We start from the raw sequence: 20,255 nt of genomic DNA on the forward strand, positions 1-20,255 counted from the left end.
CCCTGCGTTGGCTGGGATGTTAGACAGCAGTAAGCGACATACGCAATGACCGTTGCACATGATGCAACACGGTGCAGCACCCTTGAAGGGATGGCCCCCATGACCGCCTCCGAAGCCGCCGCCCGTCTGGCGGCGGACCGTCTCGCCGCGGACCGCGTCGACCACCGCTTCAAGGGCCTCCCCCCGGACGCCGAGGGTCTGACCGTCGGCGAGCTGGCCGCCCAGCGCCGCGACCTCTTCACCGGCGGCTTCACCACCCCCGTCCTCGCCCTGTCCGCCGAGCGCCTCACGCACAACCTCGAACTGATGGAGACGTACGCCGACCGCCACGGCCTCGCCTTCGCCCCGCACGGCAAGACCTCGATGGCCCCCCAGCTGTTCTGGCGGCAGATCGAGCACGGCGCCTGGGGCATCACGCTCGCCGTGCCCCACCAGGTGCGCGTGGCGCGGGAGTTCGGGATCGAGCGAATCTTCCTCGCGAACGAGATCGTCGACGCGGCGGCGCTGCGCTGGATCGCGTCCGAACTGGCGGCAGACCCGGACTTCCGCTTCGTCTGTTACGTCGACTCGGTGCGCGGCGTCGAACTGATGGACGCGGCGCTGCACGGCTCCACCCGTCCGGTGGACGTGGTCGTCGAGCTCGCCGCCGGCGCGGGGGCCCGCACCGGCGTGCGTACGGAGGCGGAGTGCGCGGCGGTCGCGGACGCGGTGGCCGCGACGCGGACCCTGCGGCTGGTCGGCGTGGCGGGCTACGAGGGCGAGGTCCCGGGGGCGGACCCCGAGCGCGTGCATGCCTGGCTGCGGCGGCTGACCGCGCTGGCGGTGGACTTCGACAAGGCGGGCCGGTTCGAAGGACTGGCGGAGATCGTCGTCAGCGCGGGCGGCAGCGCCTGGTTCGACGCCGTCGCGGACGTCTTCTCCGAGCTCCCCGACCTCTCCCTGCCCGTACTGAAGCTGCTGCGCTCGGGCGCCTACGTCTCGCACGACGACGGCCACTACCGCCGGCTCACCCCCTTCACCCGGGTCCCCGAGGAGGGCGCCCTGCACCCCGCGTTCCGCCTCTGGGCCCAGGTCGTCTCCCGGCCCTCCCCCGAGCAGGCCTTCGTCAACGCGGGCAAGCGGGACGCGGCGTACGACCTCGATCTGCCCGAGGCCCAGGTGGTGCGGCGGGACGGTGCCGAGCGGCCGGCGACGGGTCTGACGGTGACCGCGCTCTCCGACCAGCACGCGTGGCTGCGCACGGACCCGGAGGTGGACGTGGAGGTCGGGGACTGGGTGGGCCTCGGGCTGTCCCACCCCTGCACGTCCTTCGACAAGTGGCAGCTGATTCCGCTGGTGGAGGCGGACGGCACGGTCGTGGACTACGTCCGTACGTTCTTCTGAGAGGCCGTTGTGACGAATGTTTCCAGGAGGCCCCTGTGATGGATCTCGTCATCCGCGACGCGGAGGTCGTCGACGGCACCGGAGGTCCCTCGTACCGCGCCGACGTGGGCATCGAGGGCGGCAGGATCACCACCGTGCTCAAGGAGGGCGCGGCGGCCGGCTGTCTGCGGCCGGTCGCCCGGCGGGTCCTGGACGCCGAGGGCCTGGCCCTCTCCCCCGGGTTCATCGACATGCACGCCCACAGCGACCTCGCCCTCCTGCGTGACCCGGACCACAGCGCGAAGGCGGCCCAGGGGGTGACCCTGGAGGTCATCGGCCAGGACGGGCTGTCGTACGCGCCGGTCGACGACCGCACCCTCGCGGAGGTCCGGTCCACGATCACCGGCTGGAACGGACCCGGCGACGACATCGACTTCGGCTGGCGTTCGGTGGGCGAGTACCTGGACCGGCTCGACCACGGCTTCGACGGCGAGGGCATCGCGGTGAACGCCGCGTATCTGATCCCGCAGGGCACCGTCCGGATGCTCGCCGTCGGCTGGGAGGACCGCCCGGCGACGGCGCGGGAGCTGGAGCGGATGCGGCGGCTGGTGGCCGACGGAATGCGCGAGGGCGCCGTCGGCATGTCCTCCGGCCTCACCTACACCCCCGGCATGTACGCCCAGGACGCCGAACTGACCGAGCTGTGCCGGGTGGTGGCGGAGTACGGCGGCTACTACTGCCCGCACCACCGCTCGTACGGGGCGGGCGCCCTCGCGGCGTACGAGGAGATGGTGGCCCTCACCCGCGAGGCGGGCTGCCCGCTCCACCTCGCCCACGCCACCATGAACTTCGGCGTCAACGAGGGCAGGGCCCCGGAGCTGCTGGCCCTCCTGGACGACGCCCTCGCCGCGGGCGCGGACATCAGCCTCGACACGTACCCCTACACCCCCGGCTGCACCACCCTCGTGGCGATGCTGCCGAGCTGGGCGAGCGAGGGCGGCCCGGAGGCGATCCTCACGCGCCTGAAGGACGAGGAGACGGCCGAACGCGTCCGGCACCACATGGAGGTGATCGGGGCCGACGGCTGCCACGGCGTGCCCATCGAGTGGGACACGATCGAGATCTCGGGGGTCACCGACCCGGCCCTCGCGTCGTACGTCGGCAGCACGGTCCGGCAGTCCGCCGACCGGCTCGGCGAGAGCCCCTGGACGACCGCCCGCCGCCTGCTCCTCGACGACCGGCTGGGCCCGACGATCCTCCAGCACGTCGGCCACGAGGAGAACGTCCGCGCGATCATGCGGCACCGTGTGCACACCGGCGGTTCGGACGGCATCCTGCGCGGCGACAAGCCGCACCCGCGCGCGTACGGCACGTTCCCGCAGTATCTGGGGAAGTACGTACGGGAGTTGGGCGTCCTGTCCCTGGAGGAGTGCGTCGCCCATCTCACCGGGCGCCCGGCCGCCCGGCTGCGGCTGCCCGACCGCGGCCTGGTCCGCGAGGGGTACCGCGCCGATCTCGTCCTCTTCGACCCGGCCACGGTCGCGGCGGGCTCGACGTTCGAGGAGCCGCGCAGACTCCCCACGGGCATCCCGTACGTCCTGATCGACGGCCGGTTCGTGATCGAGGACGGGCGGCGGACGGACGTACTGGCGGGGCGGGCGGTCCGCCGGACTCCCCGGTGACCGCCCGCCGCCGCACAGGGATCACGGCTTGGGCAGGGTGCACCCGCTCGCGCTCAGGTTGAGCTTGTTGCCGGTCGTGAAGCACGCCGGGATCTGGTAGGTCTCCTCGGCGTAGTTGATGCCCGGGTGAATGGTGACGTTGCCGCTCGCGTCGACCTCGCAGGGGTTGTTCACCGTGCAGGTCTCGCCGTCCTCGTTACCGGTGTTGTTGACGGCGACGACCTTGCCGGTGGCCTGGTCGATGACCGGCGAGCCCGAGGTGCCGCCGATGGTGTTGCAGGCGGAGGTGTAGCGGATGGAGTCCTTCCAGGTCCAGTCGCCCTCCTTGAGGCGGTACGCGAACCCGTCGATGCTGCAGCTGTAGAGCCGCTTCCAGTAACCGGAGGCGACCGTGATGGCGGTGCCGACGGTCGGATGCGTGTCCTGCACGGTCAGCGCGCTGATGCCGTACGAGTTCTTGATCGTCGTGTAGGTGCTGGTGAGCTGGTAGATCGTGACGTCCGTGTCGGTCATCGTCGAGTACGCGACCTTGCTTGCCCGCAGGGTGGCCACCCGGGTGCCGGCGGAGTTGAGGAGGCCGAAGGTACGGCTGGACGCCTGGTCGACGATCACTTCACCGGGCTCCGGGAAGCCCGTCTCCAGGCAGTGGCCGTTGGAGAGCACGAGCGCCGGGTCGCTGTCCGCGGAGTTGGGGAAGCGGATGACGGAGCCGGAGCAGTTGCTGAGCGCGACGGTCCCGGCGAGGCTGACGGCCTGGAGGGTCGGCGCCGCCGCCTTCGTGTCCGCCTTGACCGCGGACACGGACGCGGATGCGGATGCGGACGCCGCCGCGGGTGCGGGTGCCGCGACCGCGGGTGCCACGCCCGCCCCGGTGATCACCAGGGCGAAGAGCGCGGCGACGAGAGGCTTTCTCATGTGGGGGTCCCCTCTTGCGACTTGGGCGACCGGAGATCTTCCGGCCACTTCCAGTTTTGTCATGCGCATTGTCAATCGAGGGGACGGGAGGGACAAGGAGCGGTTTCCGGCCATGGGCATGCCGGAGCGGCAGGACGGGGCGTGTCGTATACGCGGGCGAGCGACCGGAGGGGCACCACACCACCGCGGGGTCTGCCGTGGCCCGGACAAAACCCGTCGGGACCTGCGGCTACTTCGGCCGCTTGGTGGCGCCCTGGCCATGGCCGGGGTTGCCGTTGCCGGCGCCGCGACCCGTGGTCGCGGTCGCGGTGGGGCTGGTGGAGGGGGTGGTGGAGGTGGTGGAGGTCCCGGCCGACGGGGACCGCGATGGCGTCGTGGACGGCGTCGCCGAGGTGGACGCGGACGCGCCCGAAGACGTCCGCTCGGCGCTCGCGCCGGAGGCGGCGGGCGAGTCGCCCGGCGTCGTCTCCGCCGCGCCGGCGGTCGAGCCACCCGCGGAAGCCGTCGGTTCCGGGGACGCGGACGCACCCCGGCCGTCACCGTCGCTCCGCCCCGAGGGCGAGGAGGCTCCGGACGACCCGGAGTCGAACAGTCCCACGACCACCGCGCCGAGGACGACCGCACACACCGCGCCGCCGGCCACCGCCACCCGCCGCCGTGACGGCTCCCGGCGGCGGCGCCGCGAGCCCTCACGACGGCCGGCCCCGATACCCGCCACGGCTCCGTCGCCGCCCCTCCCCGCACCCGGCCCGTCACCATCGGCCATCCGCGCACCCGCCCCGTCGTACGCACCCGACCCGTCGTACGCACCCGCCCCCTCATACGCGTCCTGCCAGCCGTGCGCCGCCGCCGGATCCGCGTACGCCTCGTACGCCGGAGGCGCCTCGCCGTCGCCGCTCGGGAGGTACACCCTCGGCTCGGCCTCGGTCTCACCGTTCTGCCAGGACATGGGCGCGGATTCTAAGGACCGCAAGGGCTTACGGCACAACGTGGGGAAGAAAGCGACCCAAAACGCCACGTCTCACGTGGTGGAAAACACCCCCCGCCGAGCGTTACGCGGCCGTAAGCTCACCGTCATGCAGGTGATCCAGTCGACCAAGCTCGCCAACGTCTGTTACGAGATCCGGGGCCCGGTGCTCGAGGAGGCGATGCGGCTGGAAGCGGCGGGGCATCGGATCCTCAAGCTGAACACCGGCAATCCGGCCGCGTTCGGGTTCGAGTGCCCGCCCGAGATCCTGGAGGACATCCTCCGGAACGTGTCGACGGCGCACGGCTACGGCGACGCGAAGGGCCTGCTCGCCGCCCGCCGCGCCGTCGTGATGCACAACCAGACCCTCGGCATCGAGACCGACGTCGAGCACGTCTTCATCGGCAACGGCGTGTCCGAGCTGATCGTGATGGCGATGCAGGGCCTGCTGGACGACGGTGACGAGGTCCTCGTGCCGGCGCCGGACTACCCGCTGTGGACCGCCGCCGTGTCCCTGTCCGGCGGCACCGCCGTGCACTACCACTGCGACGAGCAGTCGGACTGGATGCCCGACCTCGCGGACGTGGAGCGCAAGGTCACCGACCGCACCAAGGCGATCGTCATCATCAACCCGAACAACCCGACGGGCGCGGTGTACGACGAGGCGATGCTGCGCGGGCTCACCGACATCGCCCGCCGCCACAACCTCCTGGTCTGCTCGGACGAGATCTACGACAAGATCCTCTACGACGGCGCCACGCACACCCCGACCGCCTCGGTCGCGCCCGACCTGCTCACCCTCACCTTCAACGGCATGTCGAAGGCGTACCGGGTGGCGGGCTACCGGGTCGGCTGGATGTCGATCTCCGGCCCCCGCGCGCACGCCGACTCCTACATCGAGGGCCTGACGATCCTCGCGAACATGCGCCTGTGCGCGAACATGCCCGGTCAGCACGGCGTGGTCGCGGCGCTCAGCGGGCGGCAGACGATCAACGACCTGGTGCTGCCCGGCGGCCGACTCAAGGAACAGCGGGACGTCGCCTACGAGCTGCTGACCCAGATCCCGGGCGTGAGCTGCGTGAAGCCCAAGGGCGCGCTCTACCTCTTCCCGCGGCTCGACCCGAAGGTCTTCAAGATCAAGGACGACCGCCGGATGGTCCTCGACCTGCTCCGCCAAGAGAAGATCATGGTCGTCCAGGGGACCGGCTTCAACTGGCCCGAATCGGACCACTTCCGGGTGGTCACCCTGCCGAGCGTCGGCGATCTGACCGACGCGGTGACCCGGATCGGGAACTTCCTGGACGGTTACAACCAGCCGTGACGCTCACACAGCGTACGCGGGACGACAAGATGTGCGACATGGCTCAACTTTAGACGAAATCCAAGCTAGGATGGTTTCCTGAAAGAGCACAGGAGGCCGTCCCCATGTACGAACCGATCCGCACCAAGTCGGTCCACACGACGGCCGGTACCCCCTCCGACTTTCCCCACCGGTCGCGCGAGGAGGAGCTGGACATCCAGCTCGCCGGACACCTCGCGGCGCTCCTCGCGGTGACCGACGAGATCCGCGCGATCGAGCCGTCCGCCGACCTGGACGCGGCGGCCGAGCGGCTCGCCGAGCAGGTGGCGCGGCTGCGGGGAGGAGTGGCACCGGTCCGCGCGTCGTCGGCCGCCGCCGTGCGCGAGCCGCACGTCGGCGCTCTTCACCAGCGGGCCCACGCCCTCGCCGGCCGTGCCCTCGTCGTCGCCGCGTCCCGCGCGGACACCGCGGTCGCGATCCTGGCCGCCGAGCGCATGGACGCCCACGCCCCGGCCGCCGAACCCCGCGAACTCGCGGCTCGCTGAGAGCCCGCCTCTGAGCCCCCCGGGCTCCCCTGTACGGCCCCGGTCCGCGTGCACCCGCAGCGACGCGCGGACCGGGTGCCACACACCCCTCGGTCAGCCGAGGGCAGTGACCGTCGTCTGCAACCCGAGCGTCGCGAGCAGCGCCAGCTGCTCTGCCGCCTCCGTACCCGGCGCCGCCGAGCAGATCGTGATCCGCAGGTCCCCGCCCGGCACCGCGAGCGTGTCGCAGTCCAGGAGGATCGTCCCCACCTCGGGATGGTGGACCGTCTTGGTGTCGGCCTTGTGGAACCCGACCGCGTGCGAGGCCCACAGCTCACGGAACGGCTCGCTCTCCCGCCGCAGATCCGCGATCAGCGAGCGCAGCCCCCGGTCGTCGGGATAGCGGGCGGTGGCGGACCGCAGATCCGACACCAGAGCCGTGCGCAGCCTCTGCTCCTGCTCCGGGGTGTGCGTGGTCCGGCTGGGCAGACCCGTGAACTGCCGCCACACGTAGTTGCGTTCCCGCCCGCGCCACCCGGACGGGTCCCCCGCCAGCGCGGCCCACAGCGGGTTCCACGAGATGAGGTTGTACGCCGCGTCGTGGACCCCGATCGGGGACTGGCTCAGCTGGTCCAGGAGGCGCTGCACGCTCGGCGGGACGTGCTGCGAGATGTGTCCGGCCGCGGGCGGGGCCTGCCCGGCCAGCCGGTAGAGGTGGTCGCGCTCGGGCTCCGACAGGCGCAGGGCGCGGGCGAGCGCGCCGACGACCTGGTCGGAGGGGGCGGTGGCGCGACCCTGTTCGAGGCGGGTGACATAGTCCACCGAGAGCCCGGCGAGCTGCGCCAGCTCCTCCCTGCGCAGTCCGGGCGCCCGCCGCGCGCCACCCCTCGGCAGCCCGGCCTCCTGGGGTGTGGTCCGGTCGCGCCAGTACCGCAGCGCGGTACCGAGCTCTCCGTGCTCGCGATGGTCCCGAGGGTCTCGTTGGCTCACCCCTCCATGGTGCTCCCCCGGCGCCGCCACAGCCTGGTACTGCCAGTCCCCCCGACACGGAGGGCTCTGCTCCCTGGGCTCGATCATCGTCGCCACTGCCGCCGCGGGCACGGACGCGCCGAGCGGCGCCTTCGTGGAGAACGCAGGCGCCCTCCCCTGGTGAGGCCCCGCGCCCTCCACCTGGTGACACCCACGGCAGGAGGCCGCTGTTCCGGTTGCATACCGGGATCGGTCGGACACCCTCCGTTCACCCGGCGAGGCCGGGAATGTTGGGTTCCGGGAGCACTCTCCTCGATGTGAGACGCATCGCGGGAATCGTCCTGGCGGTCCTGTTGATCGGCGGCGTGGTAGCAGCCGTCATCGGGGGCCGCGAAGGTCAGGACAAGGGCACGGCAACGAAGACCGTGCAAGGAGTGATCGGATCGGAGAAGGCGGAGTTCTTCGCCGATCCCGACGTGGTGAAGGCCCTGGCTGCCAAGGGCTTCACCGTGAAGACGGAGACCTCCGGGTCCTGGGCCATGGACGGCTTGGACCTCAAGGGGTACGACTTCGCCTTCCCCTCCAGCCAGGCTCCGGCCGACGAGCTGGCCGCCAAGTTCCACGTACGGCAGCCGCTGCCGCGCCCGTTCTACTCGCCCCTCGTGGTCGTCGCGCACCGCAGCGCCGCCGAGGTCCTGGCGGCGAACGGGCTCGCGACCGTCGGCAAGGGCACCGGCACGCTCAGGATGGCCGCGTACCTCAAGGCCGCCGGGCAGGACCGGACCTGGCAGCAACTCAAGGGGGCCGCGGCACACGGCGAGTTGACCGGCACGCTCTTCATCGCCAGCACCGATCCGAACACCTCCAACTCCGGCGCGCTCTACCTGGCCGCCGCCTCGTACGTCGCCGACGGCGGCCGGGTCGCGTCCGACGCCGCCGCCGTCGGACGCACCGCGCCCCTGATGCACAAACTCGTCAGCGTCCAGGGCGCCCAGCAGTCCAGCACGGACGCGGCGTTCCGGGACTTCATCAGCGGTGCCGGGAACCCGCTCGTGCTCGTGTACGAGTCGCAGGTCGCCGCGCTGCTCAACCAGGGCCAGGACGTCGGTGACCTCACCGTCCTCTACCCGGACACCACGGCGAACAGCGACCACACGGTCGTACCCCTCACTCCCGAGGGCCGCGCGCTCGGCGAGCTCCTGAGCACCGACCCGACCCTGCGCAGGCTCGCCGTCAGGCACGGGTTCCGGCCGCAGGGCGCGACCGCGGAGTTCACGGCGGCCACCGCCGCCCACGCCACCTATCTCAACCAGAAGCTGACCGGCGTCCGGCAGGCGCCCGTGCCCGCCTACAAGGTGCTGCACGAGATGGCGCGCCGGGCCGGGAACTAGGGGGAAAAGCACGTGACGACCGAAGACACCTTCACCCTCACACCGCCCGAGGCCGTCGCGCCCGTGCCCCGTGAGAAGGCGGGCGGGCTGGTGCCCGTCGACCCGTCCGTCCAGGACGAGATGGCGCGCCGGGCCGCCGAGTACGTCGGCACTCTCGCCGCCCTCGATGCCCGCTCACCCGAGTTCGCGGGCAAGGTCGGGGAGATCGCGGGTCTGGGCGCGAGCGAGATGCGGGGCGCCACCGCGCAGTCCAACCGTATGCTGGAGCGCACCCTGCGCAGCCTGCCCGACAAGGGCGGGGACGCCCAGTCGCACGTGGCTGGCTCGCTGGTCGAACTCCGCCGTGTGGTCGAGGACCTGGACCCGCGCGACCTGCCCGCGAGCAAGGGGCGGAAGTTCCTGTCCAAGCTGCCCGGCGGCAACAAGCTGCGTGACCATGTCGCCAAGTACGCCTCCTCGCAGGCCACCCTGAACAAGATCGTGAGCTCGCTGCGCGGCGGCCAGGACGAACTGCGCCGCGACAACGCCGCGTTGCAGACCGAGCGCGTCCGGCTCTGGGAGACGATGGGCAAGCTCCAGGAGTACGTCGTCCTCACCCAGGCCCTGGTCGCGGCGGTCGAGGAGCACATCGCCGCCGCCGAGGCCGTGGACCCCGCGCAGGCCGACACCCTGCGCGCCGACGTCCTCTTCCCCGTCCGGCAGAAGTACCAGGACCTGCTGACCCAGCTCGCGGTGTGCGCGCAGGGCTATCTGGCCATGGACGTGGTCCGGCGCAACAACGACGAGCTCATCAAGGGCGTCGACCGCGCCGCCACCACCACGGTGTCCGCACTGCGCATCTCCGTGATGCTGGCCTCCGCCCTGGAGAACCAGCGCAAGGTCGTCGACCAGGTCAACGCCCTGCGCGGCACGACCGAGGACCTGATCCGCGGCAACGCCGAGATGCTCGCCACCCAGAGCGGGGAGATCCAGCGCATCGCCGCCGACCCGGCCGTCGGCGCGGAGACCCTGCGCACCGCCTTCCAGCAGATCTACCGCACCCTCGACGCCATCGACACGTACAAGGTGCAGGCGACCGAGTCGATGGCCGCGACCGTCGAGTCCCTCACGTCCGAACTCCAGCACGCGAGCGCCTACTTGGAGCGCAGCCGCTCACAGGGCGCCCTGGAAGGAGGCTCCGCGTGAGACGTCGTACGGCCTACGCCCTCGTGACCCTGCTCGCCGTAACGGCCACCGCCGCGGTCACCGGCTGCACGGCGCAGGACCAGAAGCAGCACGCCGACAGCCACGCCCCAGAACCCGGCACCCTGCGCGTCCTCGCCTCCAGCGAGCTCAGCGACATGGCGCCGATCCTCGAACAGGTCCGCAAGGACACCGGAATCAAGGTCCGCCCCACCTACATGGGCACCCTCTCCGCCGTCGACCTGCTCGCGAAGGGCAAGGTGGACGGCGCGTACGACGCGCTGTGGCTGTCGTCCGACGACTATCTGCGGCTGCGCCCCGAAGCGGCGAAGAAGGTCGTCTCCCAGACGCCGATCATGTCGAGCCCGGTGGCGATCGGGGTGAAGCCGGCGACCGTGAGCGCGCTGGGCTGGAAGACCGAGGACGTCACCTGGTCGCAGGTCGAGACGGCCGTCGCGGACGGGAAACTGACGTACGGCATGACCGACCCGGCCCGCTCCAACTCCGGTTTCTCCACGCTGATCTCGGTGGCCTCAGGCCTGTCCGGGGCGCAGTCGGCGCTCACCGACGCGGACGTGGCGAAGGCGACCCCGCGGCTGAAGGAGTTCTTCAAGGGGCAGAAGCTGACGTCGGGGTCCTCGGGCTGGCTGGCGACGGCGTACGAGCGGCGCGGCACCGTGGACGCCCTGCTCAACTACGAGTCGATCCTCAAGGGCATGAAGGGGCTCACGGTCATCCGCCCGCGCGACGGCGTGGTGACCGCCGACTACCCGCTCTCCTCGCTCGCCTCCTCCAGCAAGGACACCCGCGAGAGTGTCCGCCGCCTCACCGAGGCGCTGCGCGCTCCGGCCGTCCAGCGGGAGATCACTCAGCAGACGCGGCGCCGCCCGGTCGTCGCCTCCGCCGCCCCGGCGGCCGGCCTCGACACCGGTCGCCGGCGTGAACTCCCCTTCCCCGGCAGCCGGTCCGTCGTCGACCACCTCCTGGACTCCTACGAGAACAAGCTCCGCCGGCCCTCCCGGACCGTGTACGTCCTCGACACCTCCGGCTCGATGGGCGGCGGCCGGCTCGACCGACTGAAGAAGGCGCTCACCGGACTGACGGGCGACTTCCGCGACCGCGAGGAGGTGACGCTGATGCCGTTCGGCTCGAAGGTCAAGAGCGTCCACACGCACGTGGTGCGGCCCGAGGACCCAGGGACCGGTCTCGACGGCATCCGCAAGGACACCGAGGCCCTCAGCGCCTCCGGCAACACCGCGATCTACACGTCGCTGGAGAAGGCGTACGAGCATCTGGGCGCGGGCGGCGACACGTTCACGTCGATCGTGCTGATGACGGACGGCGAGAACACGAGCGGCGCCGACCCCGAGGACTTCGACGGCTTCTACGGTCGGCTGCCGGGCGGGCAGAAGGAGATCCCGGTCTTCCCGATCCTGTTCGGCGACTCCGACCGGGGCGAGCTCCAGCACATCGCCGACCTGACCGGCGGCCGCCTCTTCGACGCCCGCAAGGGTTCGCTCGACGGCGCCTTCGAGGAGATCCGTGGCTACCAATAAGAACCCCCTGAGGTATCTGGAGTCCCGCAAGAACCTCACCGGCAGCGCCTGCGGGCTCGTCGGTCTGGCCCTCACCTTCGCGGGGGTCGCGGGCCCGTACTGGCCGGTCGTCGTCGCGGGGCTGTACGGGGCGGGCGCCCTGATCGCCCCGCCGGAGCGGCCGCCGCTGCCGGACTTCCCGGATCCCTCGGCCCAACTGGAGGAGGTGCGGGGCGACTTCGGCCGCCTGCGGGAGTATCTGGACGGTGTGGAACTGCCCCCGGCGGCGGCGGGCCGGCTCACCGAACTGACCGAGCTCCTGACCGCGCTGCTGGATCCCGGCTGGGTCGCCGAGGTGCTCGCGCAGGACCCGGAGGGCGTGCACGCGCTGTCCCGTGCCGTACGGCAGGACATTCCCGAGGCCGTCGACACCTTCGTACGGACCCGGTGGTGGACCCGGCTGACGCCCGGCACCGAACCGCCGGAGCGCCACCTGGAGCGCCAGCTCACCCTGCTGCACGAGGAGGCGGACCGGCTCGCGGCGGCCCTGCGGGAGGTCGAGGCCCGGCGCCAGGAGTCGCACACGCGCTATCTGGAGGACCGGGGACGCTCGTAGGAGGGCTCGTCACACGTTCCCCGCGATGATCACCAGGATCACCACCAGCGCGATCACCAGGGCGACCCTCAGCGCCGACGGCCAGAACCTGGTCTTCGTCTCCTCCTGCGTCGGCGGGTCCGGCAGCGGCAGCGGCGCGGGTCCGTTGAACACGTCGTGGCCCGTGGTCGCCACCCGGGTGCACCACGGGCAGGACGTCAGATGGGAACCGTACGCGTGCAGCGGGCGGCTCGGGCAGATCCGCACCTGGGAGCGCTCCTTGTTCAGGGCGCGCAGCCAGGCCTCCGCAGGAGGCCGGGCGGCGGGGGCGAGGACGCCGGGGCCAAACGCGGCGCGGGCCAGGGTGAGCAGCTCCGGCGGCAGGACGGAGGGGTCGACGGTGCCGCGCGGGATGACGACCCGCTCGGGGCGGACCACGTAGGAGCAACTGGCGGCGATGTTGTCCTTGACGGTCGACTCTGACGCGCTGTCGTGCGGGACGCCTCCGAAGGGGTGGTTGCCGGCTGTCAGGAGCTGGTAAACGAGGACCGCCAGGGCGAAGTCGTCGGTGGCGCGGCTGGCCGGGCCGCCCGCCTGGCGCTCGGGGGGCGAGTAGTCGGTGGTGTGCATCAGACAGGGGAAGAGTTCCCCGGTCGCCGGGTCGGTGAAGGCGATGGAGTCGCAGTCGAGGAAGGTGACGAAGCCGTTCGCGTCGACGACGACATTGCTGCTGGAGAAGTCGCCGATGACGAGGTTGTCGTGGTGCATGCGGGCGGTCATGAACGAGAGGTTCCAGGCGACTCCGAGCAGGAAGCGCCAGTCGGCCCGCTCGGGGAAGAGCTTGCGCCGCTGGGCACGGGTGAACAGGCCGATCAGCTGGATGTGCGCGGGTTCACCGAAGCGCCGCATGGCGTAGCCGACGAACTCCCCGCGCGCGCCGCGGGCGAGGGCCGTGGGCCAGGCCAGTTCGGGCGGCTGGGAGGCGTTGGTGGGGCGGGCGGCGAGCGGGGACATGGTCAGCATCCGGGTCAGCCGGCGCTCCTGCTCGGGGCCCGGGGGTTCGCGGTAGAGCTTGACGACGATCGCGTCGTCGCCGACCACCGGGAAGACGGCAGCCTGGCCGCCGCCCTTGAGCGGCAGTTCCGCGAGGGTGACGGGCTTGCCGTCCAGGAACACGGTGCGGCCGCTCATGAGCGCCCCTTGCGGACGGCCCGCAGCAGGGTCTTGTCGTCGGCGTTCAGCGCGGTCAGCCGGTCCGACCTGAGCAGCGCGGCCAGTGCCTCGTGCGCGTTGTCCGACACCGGTCCCGGAGCGTCCAGGGAGCGGAAGACGGCGTCGGCGAAGGACGCGTTCGGGCTCGACACGCCGCCAGCGGAGCGGTTGAGCGCGGCCTGCGCGAGTCCGTCGGTGGACAGCAGCACCCCGTCGATCCCGGGGTCCGACACACAGCCGGTCCGCACCCAGCGGGCCGCGTCCGGCGAGGTGAGGAAGACCGTCTCGTTGCTGTACTCGCTGGCCTCGGCGGCCTGCGGTAGCAGATGGAACTGCCGCTCACCGTCCTCCGTGCCGGCGCGTACGACGACGAAGCCGTCGCCCAGGGTGAGATGGCCCAGCCAGTCCGGGGCGAGCACCACGACGGTGAGGGTGGTGGCGAAGTCGGGGGCGTCCGCGCCAGTCGTGTCCAGGAACACCTTGCTGACGTCGTGGAAGGCGTCCACGAGCAGTTCGCGCACGGCCGCCGCGGGCCCGTTGTCCGCCGCCGCGGCCGCTCGCCGTCCGAAGTGCTCGGCGGCCAACTCCACCGCGAGCCGGGAGCCCTCGTCGGAGCGCGGCCGGCTGCCCGCGCCGTCCGCGACCGCGAGCACCACCACCGACGGTGACACCGTGTACGCGCAGGCGTCCTGGCAGGGCAAGCCCTGACGCCGGTGCCGATAGCCCTCGACGCTCATGCCGTGGACGCGCCAGGGCGACTCCCGCTCGCCCCTCTCCTTCCCGCCCCTCTCCGCCATCGGTCAGGATTCCCAGGCCGGGCGCTGGGTCTTGAACTGGCTGAAGATCTTCTCGAAGACCTCGTCGCCCGCGCCCTTCTGCTCGGCGTTCGCGCTGGCGGACATCATCTGCAGCAGCTCACGGAAGGGGAAGCCCTGGAGGCGGGCGTTGAACTTCGGCGCGAAGGCCTGGAGGACCTGTTCGCCCATGTCGGTGATGCCGCCGACGCCTATCGCGTAGAGCCGGAAGCGGCGGGCGCGCTGTTCCTCGGCGAGGACAGGGATCAACCGGTGCCAGGAGTCGGTGAGATGGCCCGTGCCGTCGGTCGGCAGTCCGTCGGTGACCAGGCAGATCTGCGGCCGGTAATACTGCAATCCGGAGGCGCGCAGCTCGGCTTTGCGGGCGGCGACGATGTGCATCGACAGTTCCAGCGCCTCGGTCATCAGCGTCACCCCGGCGGCGGTGAGCTGGGGCGGCCGGAAGAGGTGGGCGGGCACGAAGGGGCTCACCGGGGCGCGCGGGTCAAGGAGTTGGGGACCGCGCCAGGCGCCGACGCCCTGGCCGCCGAAGGTGATGACGGCGACCTCGACGCTGTAGCTGAGGCTGACGTCGTCGTGCAGTTCCCGGGTCCACTCCATGAGCGCGTTGTTGAGCGTCTGGATGGGCGCCCCCGCCATGGAGCTGGAGGTGTCCAGACAGAGCACCAGCGGCAGGCGCTGCGCGTTGTTCTCGAACTCGATGTCGGCGTACTCCGCCGGCAGCGTGGGCGGGTATTCGCTGTGCATCTTTCGTCTCTCCTGGTGTGCGAACTCAGGGCCGCGTGTGCTGGTCGTGGCGGCCGGCGGCCGTCGGGAAGGCGTACAGGACGTCGGAGTCCCGTTCGCGCGCGTCGGTGACGTCGACGAGTCCGCCGGGGACGGGCGGCGGACGCCCGGGGTCGGCCCAGACAGCGCGGTACAGGACGTGGTCCAGCTCGACATAGCCCTGGGGGTGGAGTTCGGTGCGGACGACAGCGGTCCGCACGGGTTCCTTCCGGTCGCCGACCTCGCGTTCGTGGCGGGAGTCGGGTGCGGCCCTGAGCCGGGTCGTCTGCTCGTCGGGGACCCGGGGTCGCGGGGCCGGTGCGGTGGGCTCGGCGGCGGGCGTGGCGGCGGGCGTGGCGAGGTGGGGGGCGGCGGTCGCGGGGCCCCGGGAGGAGCGGCGGACGAGGACCAGGAAGGTGGCGAGGAGCAGGACGAGCAGGGCGCAGAGGGCGGTGAGCGCCGTGGTCTTCTTGTCGAAGAGCGGACCGTTGGACTTCGTGTCCTTGGCCTGATCGGAGGAGTTCTGGACCCTGGAGGGTGTGCTGGTGGCCGGGTCCGCGGGCGCGACGACGGAGTAGACGTGCTGGGAGCGGTCGCTCCTGGGGTCCGCCTTGATCAGGTCACTGCCGCGCAACGGGTGATCGGCGAGCTGGGCGCACAGGTCGCCGCGGTTCTTGAAGTCACAGGCACTTACGTTCTTCAGGTCGTTCACGGCCTCGGGCGACAGCTGGTCGATGTAGGCGCTCGGCTCCACCCAGCGGACCCCCGCGAGCAGCAGCAGGACCGTGCCGCCCGGGCCGGTGTGCTGCTCCGCCGGCACCTCGACCACGAGGTGGGCACGGCTCGGCAGCACTCTCCGCTCGATGTTCCTGCGGTCCTCCTGAGCGCCGTCGAAGGGCAGCGCGTCGTGCAGGGTGATCACGAAGGTGCCTTCGCCGATCCAGCGGGACCAGCAGTTCAGGCGCGCTTGGAAGTCCGTTTCGCATGAGGCGTCGGACGCCCTTGCTGTCGCCGCGGGAACCAACGCGACCAGCAATCCCAAAATCCCCATGACGTACAGCGAACGCCTCATGGGCAACCCCCCGTGGCCTGAAAGGCACTCGCCCAATAGTGGGGGAAACCGTCGTGCGCCCGGAAGGGGTTCGGGCACACAACGGGTTTTCACTTCTACAACTTGAAGACCTGATGGCAGCGGGTGAACATCTGCCGCGCCCGTTCCACCCAATCACTGGCCAGAGCATCGAAATCCGTTTGTGTCATCCGGCAGGTCAGCGGCAGATCGCAGACTCCGGCGAGACAGGGGCGAGGTCCTCGTACGTCCCAGACGGAGAGCATGGGGTTCAATTGTTCGGTATTCCATGCGTTCGATGCCGCGGCGGCGACGGCCAGTTGGTCCTGGCGCAGATAATGACCGTCCGTCGCAAAGGCAACAAGGAGTCTCTTGGTGGTCATGAAACGCACCGTGACCATCCGTCCCGTTTCCTTGAGATCGAATTGCAGGGACACGGAAACGGTGTCGGTCTCGGTGTGGTAATTCCGTCGGGCCACCCAGCTCTGCACCAACCGCCGCCAGTGCGCGCCGACTTCGAGAATGTCGCGTTCCCGGCCGGGAACGGACTCGCGGCCGGGAAAGGGATCAGACGCCGCCACGGCCCACCGCCTCGGCGACCATCGCGTCGGTCAGGCCTGCGTCCAGCAGCGCCTGGGCGTGCAGCAGCAGACACGAGGGCACGGACACGCTCGTACCGGCCCCGCGGCGGACCACCAGTTCGCGGGTGCGCGCCTTGATGCTGCGGGCCACGGTGGGCGGCGGCCAGGAGGCCGACTTGGGGTTCTGTTCCAGCAACTCAGCAAGCAAGTTGGTCAGTTGAGGCCGGTCCTCGGGCCGCTTGGCAAGGCAGCGCCCGATCAGGTCTCGCATTCCCCGCGGTACGCCGTCGAGTTCGGGCTCAGCGAGGACGACCCGGTAGCGCACCGCCTCCCCGCCGCCGTGCGGCGGGCGGCCCGTGAGGGCGTACACGAGGACCCCACCGAGGGAGAAGACGTCGCTCGGCGGCCCCACTCGCGCCCCCTTGATCTGCTCGGGCGACATGAACGGCGGGGTGCCGACCACGACGCCGGCCCGGGTCAGCGCGGGGGCGCCGTCGACCCGGGAGATCCCGAAGTCGATGACGCGGGGCCCGTCGGAGGCGAGGAGCACGTTCGCCGGTTTCAGGTCCCGGTGCACCACGCGGGCGGCGTGGATGGCCTGTAACGCTTCGACCAGGCCCGCGCCGAGCCGTCGTACCTGCGACTCGGGCAGCGGCCCGTCGGTGCGGACCGCCTCGGCGAGCGAGGGGCCGGGTACGTACATCGTGGCGAGCCAGGGCAGTTCGGCCTCGGTGTCGGCATCGATCACGGCGGCGGTGTACGCGCCGCTCACCACCCGCGCGGCCGCCACCTCGCGCGCGAAACGCTCCCTGAACTCGCCCTCCGCCGCGAGCTCGGGCCGCACCACCTTCACCGCGACCTCGCGCCCGGCCGGCGAACGGCCGAGATACACCCATCCCATCCCGCCGGAGCCCAGCCGCCCCACGATGCGGTACGGGCCGATCTTCATGGGGTCACTGACGGGTGTGCGCACCCCGCTCACCTCGTTTCGGGGTTCGTTGGAGGATGTCCCCGAGTGTCCCGCGATTCCCCGGTCGGGGCACAGGTGATGCCGGAAATGGGTGCCGGGACTACGTTCGGCATGGTTCGGTACGCGGTGGGCGTCAGCCGCGAGGCATCGGCCCGCGCGCGGCACGACCCGGGCGCCGCACCACCGCGCGGCACTCGTCCCACAGCGTGCGGCGCGCCGGGCAGCTCGCTGCCGACTTCGCATGACAGCCCGCCCAATTACCCGATGAGAACACGAGATTCGCGATATCGGTTTCGGCGAAGCACTTCCTTGATACGTGCATTCGGGTGATCTGCACATCTCAAGCGCCTGCCGCATGGCAGCTCACAAGAACGGCCTCGTAACGTCGGCGTAGATGACGGTGGTTCGGATCCGGTATCGCTGGCAACGCCACGGTCTTTCGCTATCGGCCACCTGAGATCAGCCGCATCCACCCGTCCCTCACTATTCCACGAGATGTGACCAAGTGAAACGTACGACATTGTGGGCAGGGCTCGCCGGAACCGCCGCGGTTGCCACTGGGGTGACCGTCTGGGCGTTTCAGTCGCCGTCACTCGCACCGTCAGAGTCCAAGGCCGCGTCAGCGGCCCGGAAGACCAAGCAGGCCAATGAACTCTTGCAGGAGGGCATTCGGCGGCAGGAGAGCCATGACTCCAATGGCGCAGCCCATAACTACAGCAGGGTGCTGGAACTGGACCCGCACAACACCTTCGCCTGGTACAACCTGGGGTTCATCGCACAGCAGGAGGGCAGGACGGCCGATGCCCGTGCGGCCTACGACAAGGCACTGAAGATCGATCCGAAATTCACGTCGGCTCTCTACAACGAGGCGATTCTGCTGAGGCACAGCGATCCCGACGGAGCCATCGGAATCCTGAAGCGTGCCATTGCCGCCAATCCGCAGATGGCCACGGGCTTCCGTCTGCAACTCGGACAGATCCTGGCAGAAAGGGGCCGTGACGACGAGGCCGAGGACCAGTTCCGTCGCGTCGTCGCGGCCAGTCCCTCGCTGCTTTCCAAGGTACCGGAACAGTTCCGGGATTCCGTCAGCCCATCCCCGACATCGAGCCAAGCAGGGAGCACCAGATGACGTCGACCGCAACTCCGAGGTTTTCTGTCTTCACCCCCAGCCACCGGCCCCGTTTTCTCGATGAGTGCCTGGAGTCCCTACAGGCACAGACCTGTCCGGACTGGGAGTGGATCGTCCTGCTCAACAACGGTGCCCGCTGGCGGCCCGCGCGACCTGACGAGAGGGTCCGTGTGGAGATCGCGGACGACCTACGCGGCGTCGGAGCGGTGAAGCGCAGGGCCTGTGAACTGACGCGCGGCGAGATCCTCGTGGAACTCGACCACGACGATCTCATGGCGAAGGCGTGCCTGGCGGAGCTGGGCAAGGCGTTCGACTCGCATCCCGAGGTCGTTTTCGTCTACAGCAACACCGCGCAGATCACCGAGGACGGGAAGCGGGAAGACAGCCGTTTCGACGAGTCATTCGGCTGGCAGTACGAGAAGGTGAACGTCGACGGCCGCAGGCTGCAGCAAGTCATCTCCCTGGCGCCGACGCCTCACAACGTCTCCTACATCTGGTACGCGCCCAACCATGTACGGGCGTTCCGCAAGGAGAGCTACGAGAAGGCCGGCGGATACGACGCCACGCGTACGGTCCTGGACGACCAGGACCTGATGTGCCGCCTCTTCCACATCGGCGACTTCCACCACATCAACCGCTGCCTGTACCTCCAGCGGGTCCATTCCGGGAACACCCAGCTCGACCCGGAGATCAACGCACACATCCAGCAGGAGACGGTTGTCCTGTACGACAAGTACATCGAGGCCAACGCCCTCGCCTGGACCCAGCGGCGCGGACTGCTGGCGCTGGATCTTGTCGGCGCGGCCCGCCAGAAGCCGCCCGGCTACCTGGGCGTGGACCGGAACCCGGGAAAGGGCGTCGACCTCGTCGCGGCCCTGCCCGGGAAGCTGGACCTGCCCGACGGCTCCGTCGGCCTGATGCGGGCGATGGACTTCCTCGAACTCGTGCCCGCGAAGGTGCCGCTGATCAACGAGCTGTACCGGCTGCTGGCACCCGGCGGCATGCTCCTCTCCATGACGCCCAGCTCCGATGGCCGCGGCGCGTACCAGGACCCGACTCACGTCGCTTACTACAACGAGAACTCGTTCTGGTACTACACGGACAACGAGTACCGCACCTTCGTGCCCGAGATCGAGGCCAAGTTCCAGCGTTCGCGGCTGGTCACCTACTTCCCGACCGAGTGGCACGCCCAGAACAACATCTCCTACGTGGTCGCCAACCTCATCGCCATGAAGGAGGGCGCCGCGCGGTGCGGCGGACCACTATTGGTCTAGGCCCTGAATGCGGAGGCG

Annotated in this window: 19 protein-coding genes; 10 read left to right on the forward strand and 9 right to left on the reverse strand. The window is 70.5% G+C overall.

Translation table 11 applies throughout. The annotated features are described in order from the left end of the window. Window positions 1–99 precede the first annotated feature (99 nt). Together KVT44_RS21215 and KVT44_RS21220 are read left to right on the forward strand one after the other, a co-directional pair. Window positions 100–1,383, forward strand: coding sequence for an amino acid deaminase (locus KVT44_RS21215; RefSeq protein WP_217568135.1), 1,284 nt, complete (start codon window positions 100–102; stop codon window positions 1,381–1,383). A gap of 38 nt (window positions 1,384–1,421) precedes the next feature. Beyond that, window positions 1,422–3,044 (forward strand): amidohydrolase family protein, encoded by a 1,623-nt coding sequence (locus KVT44_RS21220; protein ID WP_217568136.1) that lies wholly within the window; start codon window positions 1,422–1,424, stop codon window positions 3,042–3,044. A gap of 21 nt (window positions 3,045–3,065) precedes the next feature. Here the strand turns inward: KVT44_RS21220 and KVT44_RS21225 are convergent, their stop codons facing one another. Together KVT44_RS21225 and KVT44_RS21230 are read right to left on the reverse strand one after the other, a co-directional pair. Next, on the reverse strand, window positions 3,066–3,959 hold the full coding sequence (locus KVT44_RS21225) for a serine protease (protein WP_217568137.1): 894 nt from the start codon (window positions 3,957–3,959) through the stop codon (window positions 3,066–3,068). Window positions 3,960–4,188: 229 nt separating this feature from the next. Next, window positions 4,189–4,908 carry a hypothetical protein gene (locus tag KVT44_RS21230; RefSeq protein ID WP_217568138.1) on the reverse strand — a complete coding sequence of 240 codons (720 nt, stop codon included), beginning with the start codon at window positions 4,906–4,908 and terminating at the stop codon, window positions 4,189–4,191. Between the two features lie 127 nt (window positions 4,909–5,035). Between KVT44_RS21230 and KVT44_RS21235 the strand changes: the two genes are divergently transcribed. Together KVT44_RS21235 and KVT44_RS21240 are read left to right on the forward strand one after the other, a co-directional pair. Further along, window positions 5,036–6,247 carry a pyridoxal phosphate-dependent aminotransferase gene (locus KVT44_RS21235; RefSeq protein ID WP_217568139.1) on the forward strand — a complete coding sequence of 404 codons (1,212 nt, stop codon included), beginning with the start codon at window positions 5,036–5,038 and terminating at the stop codon, window positions 6,245–6,247. A gap of 104 nt (window positions 6,248–6,351) precedes the next feature. Further along, complete coding sequence (locus KVT44_RS21240) at window positions 6,352–6,771, forward strand: hypothetical protein (protein WP_217568140.1); 420 nt, start codon at window positions 6,352–6,354, stop codon at window positions 6,769–6,771. Window positions 6,772–6,864: 93 nt separating this feature from the next. Here KVT44_RS21240 and KVT44_RS21245 read toward each other — a convergent pair whose 3' ends face one another. Further along, window positions 6,865–7,740 carry a helix-turn-helix transcriptional regulator gene (locus KVT44_RS21245; RefSeq protein WP_308314059.1) on the reverse strand — a complete coding sequence of 292 codons (876 nt, stop codon included), beginning with the start codon at window positions 7,738–7,740 and terminating at the stop codon, window positions 6,865–6,867. 296 nt (window positions 7,741–8,036) lie between these two features. Here KVT44_RS21245 and KVT44_RS21250 point away from each other — a divergent pair, with 296 nt between their 5' ends. Genes KVT44_RS21250 through KVT44_RS21265 form a run of 4 tightly spaced genes read left to right on the forward strand, consistent with a single transcriptional unit; the run spans window position 8,037 to window position 12,443 of the window. Further along, window positions 8,037–9,110 (forward strand): substrate-binding domain-containing protein, encoded by a 1,074-nt coding sequence (locus KVT44_RS21250; RefSeq protein WP_308314060.1) that lies wholly within the window; start codon window positions 8,037–8,039, stop codon window positions 9,108–9,110. A 12-nt stretch (window positions 9,111–9,122) separates the two neighbouring features. Beyond that, window positions 9,123–10,295 carry a toxic anion resistance protein gene (locus tag KVT44_RS21255; RefSeq protein ID WP_217568143.1) on the forward strand — a complete coding sequence of 391 codons (1,173 nt, stop codon included), beginning with the start codon at window positions 9,123–9,125 and terminating at the stop codon, window positions 10,293–10,295. Next, window positions 10,292–11,848: a VWA domain-containing protein gene (locus KVT44_RS21260; protein WP_217568144.1), complete on the forward strand. Its 1,557-nt coding sequence runs from the start codon at window positions 10,292–10,294 to the stop codon at window positions 11,846–11,848. Before KVT44_RS21255 ends, KVT44_RS21260 begins: the two co-directional genes overlap by 4 nt. Then, the gene (locus tag KVT44_RS21265; RefSeq protein WP_308314061.1) at window positions 11,835–12,443 is read left to right on the forward strand and encodes a hypothetical protein; all 609 of its coding nucleotides are present in this window, start codon (window positions 11,835–11,837) and stop codon (window positions 12,441–12,443) included. Before KVT44_RS21260 ends, KVT44_RS21265 begins: the two co-directional genes overlap by 14 nt. A 9-nt stretch (window positions 12,444–12,452) precedes the next feature. On the opposite strand, the gene KVT44_RS21270 is transcribed toward KVT44_RS21265, so the two are convergent. The 6 genes from KVT44_RS21270 to KVT44_RS21295 form a co-directional block, all read right to left on the reverse strand. After that, the gene (locus tag KVT44_RS21270) at window positions 12,453–13,613 is read right to left on the reverse strand and encodes a hypothetical protein (protein WP_217568145.1); all 1,161 of its coding nucleotides are present in this window, start codon (window positions 13,611–13,613) and stop codon (window positions 12,453–12,455) included. Further along, a complete protein-coding gene (locus KVT44_RS21275; RefSeq protein WP_217568146.1) occupies window positions 13,610–14,431 on the reverse strand; it encodes a PP2C family serine/threonine-protein phosphatase in 822 nt (273 codons plus the stop codon). The genes KVT44_RS21270 and KVT44_RS21275 overlap by 4 nt, the downstream gene beginning before the upstream one ends. Before the next feature lie 3 nt (window positions 14,432–14,434). Next, window positions 14,435–15,196: a hypothetical protein gene (locus tag KVT44_RS21280; RefSeq protein WP_217568147.1), complete on the reverse strand. Its 762-nt coding sequence runs from the start codon at window positions 15,194–15,196 to the stop codon at window positions 14,435–14,437. Window positions 15,197–15,221: 25 nt separating this feature from the next. Beyond that, entirely contained in the window at window positions 15,222–16,265 is a 1,044-nt protein-coding gene (locus KVT44_RS21285) for a hypothetical protein (protein ID WP_217568148.1), read from the reverse strand. 116 nt (window positions 16,266–16,381) lie between these two features. Continuing rightward, entirely contained in the window at window positions 16,382–16,864 is a 483-nt protein-coding gene (locus tag KVT44_RS21290; RefSeq protein ID WP_217568149.1) for a hypothetical protein, read from the reverse strand. Then, window positions 16,851–17,837 carry a serine/threonine-protein kinase gene (locus tag KVT44_RS21295; RefSeq protein WP_217568150.1) on the reverse strand — a complete coding sequence of 329 codons (987 nt, stop codon included), beginning with the start codon at window positions 17,835–17,837 and terminating at the stop codon, window positions 16,851–16,853. The genes KVT44_RS21290 and KVT44_RS21295 overlap by 14 nt, the downstream gene beginning before the upstream one ends. 502 nt (window positions 17,838–18,339) lie before the next feature. Between KVT44_RS21295 and KVT44_RS21300 the strand changes: the two genes are divergently transcribed. Continuing rightward, window positions 18,340–18,963, forward strand: coding sequence for a tetratricopeptide repeat protein (locus KVT44_RS21300; RefSeq protein ID WP_217568151.1), 624 nt, complete (start codon window positions 18,340–18,342; stop codon window positions 18,961–18,963). Beyond that, the gene (locus KVT44_RS21305; protein WP_217568152.1) at window positions 18,960–20,237 is read left to right on the forward strand and encodes a glycosyltransferase; all 1,278 of its coding nucleotides are present in this window, start codon (window positions 18,960–18,962) and stop codon (window positions 20,235–20,237) included. The genes KVT44_RS21300 and KVT44_RS21305 overlap by 4 nt, the downstream gene beginning before the upstream one ends. Window positions 20,238–20,255: the final 18 nt, after the last annotated feature.

The sequence above is a fragment of the Streptomyces sp. GbtcB7 genome, from assembly GCF_019091445.1.
GTDB classification, from domain to species: Bacteria; Actinomycetota; Actinomycetes; order Streptomycetales; family Streptomycetaceae; genus Streptomyces; species Streptomyces mirabilis.

What these genes read in the sequence shown, in the direction of transcription:
- KVT44_RS21215 (WP_217568135.1), top strand. Translation starts at nt 100, where the DNA reads ATGACCGCCTCCGAAGCCGCCGCCCGTCTGGCGGCGGACCGTCTCGCC.
- KVT44_RS21220 (WP_217568136.1), top strand. Translation starts at nt 1,422, where the DNA reads ATGGATCTCGTCATCCGCGACGCGGAGGTCGTCGACGGCACCGGAGGT.
- KVT44_RS21225 (WP_217568137.1), bottom strand. Translation starts at nt 3,959, where the DNA reads ATGAGAAAGCCTCTCGTCGCCGCGCTCTTCGCCCTGGTGATCACCGGG.
- KVT44_RS21230 (WP_217568138.1), bottom strand. Translation starts at nt 4,908, where the DNA reads ATGTCCTGGCAGAACGGTGAGACCGAGGCCGAGCCGAGGGTGTACCTC.
- KVT44_RS21235 (WP_217568139.1), top strand. Translation starts at nt 5,036, where the DNA reads ATGCAGGTGATCCAGTCGACCAAGCTCGCCAACGTCTGTTACGAGATC.
- KVT44_RS21240 (WP_217568140.1), top strand. Translation starts at nt 6,352, where the DNA reads ATGTACGAACCGATCCGCACCAAGTCGGTCCACACGACGGCCGGTACC.
- KVT44_RS21270 (WP_217568145.1), bottom strand. Translation starts at nt 13,613, where the DNA reads ATGAGCGGCCGCACCGTGTTCCTGGACGGCAAGCCCGTCACCCTCGCG.
- KVT44_RS21275 (WP_217568146.1), bottom strand. Translation starts at nt 14,431, where the DNA reads ATGGCGGAGAGGGGCGGGAAGGAGAGGGGCGAGCGGGAGTCGCCCTGG.
- KVT44_RS21280 (WP_217568147.1), bottom strand. Translation starts at nt 15,196, where the DNA reads ATGCACAGCGAATACCCGCCCACGCTGCCGGCGGAGTACGCCGACATC.
- KVT44_RS21285 (WP_217568148.1), bottom strand. Translation starts at nt 16,265, where the DNA reads ATGGGGATTTTGGGATTGCTGGTCGCGTTGGTTCCCGCGGCGACAGCA.
- KVT44_RS21305 (WP_217568152.1), top strand. Translation starts at nt 18,960, where the DNA reads ATGACGTCGACCGCAACTCCGAGGTTTTCTGTCTTCACCCCCAGCCAC.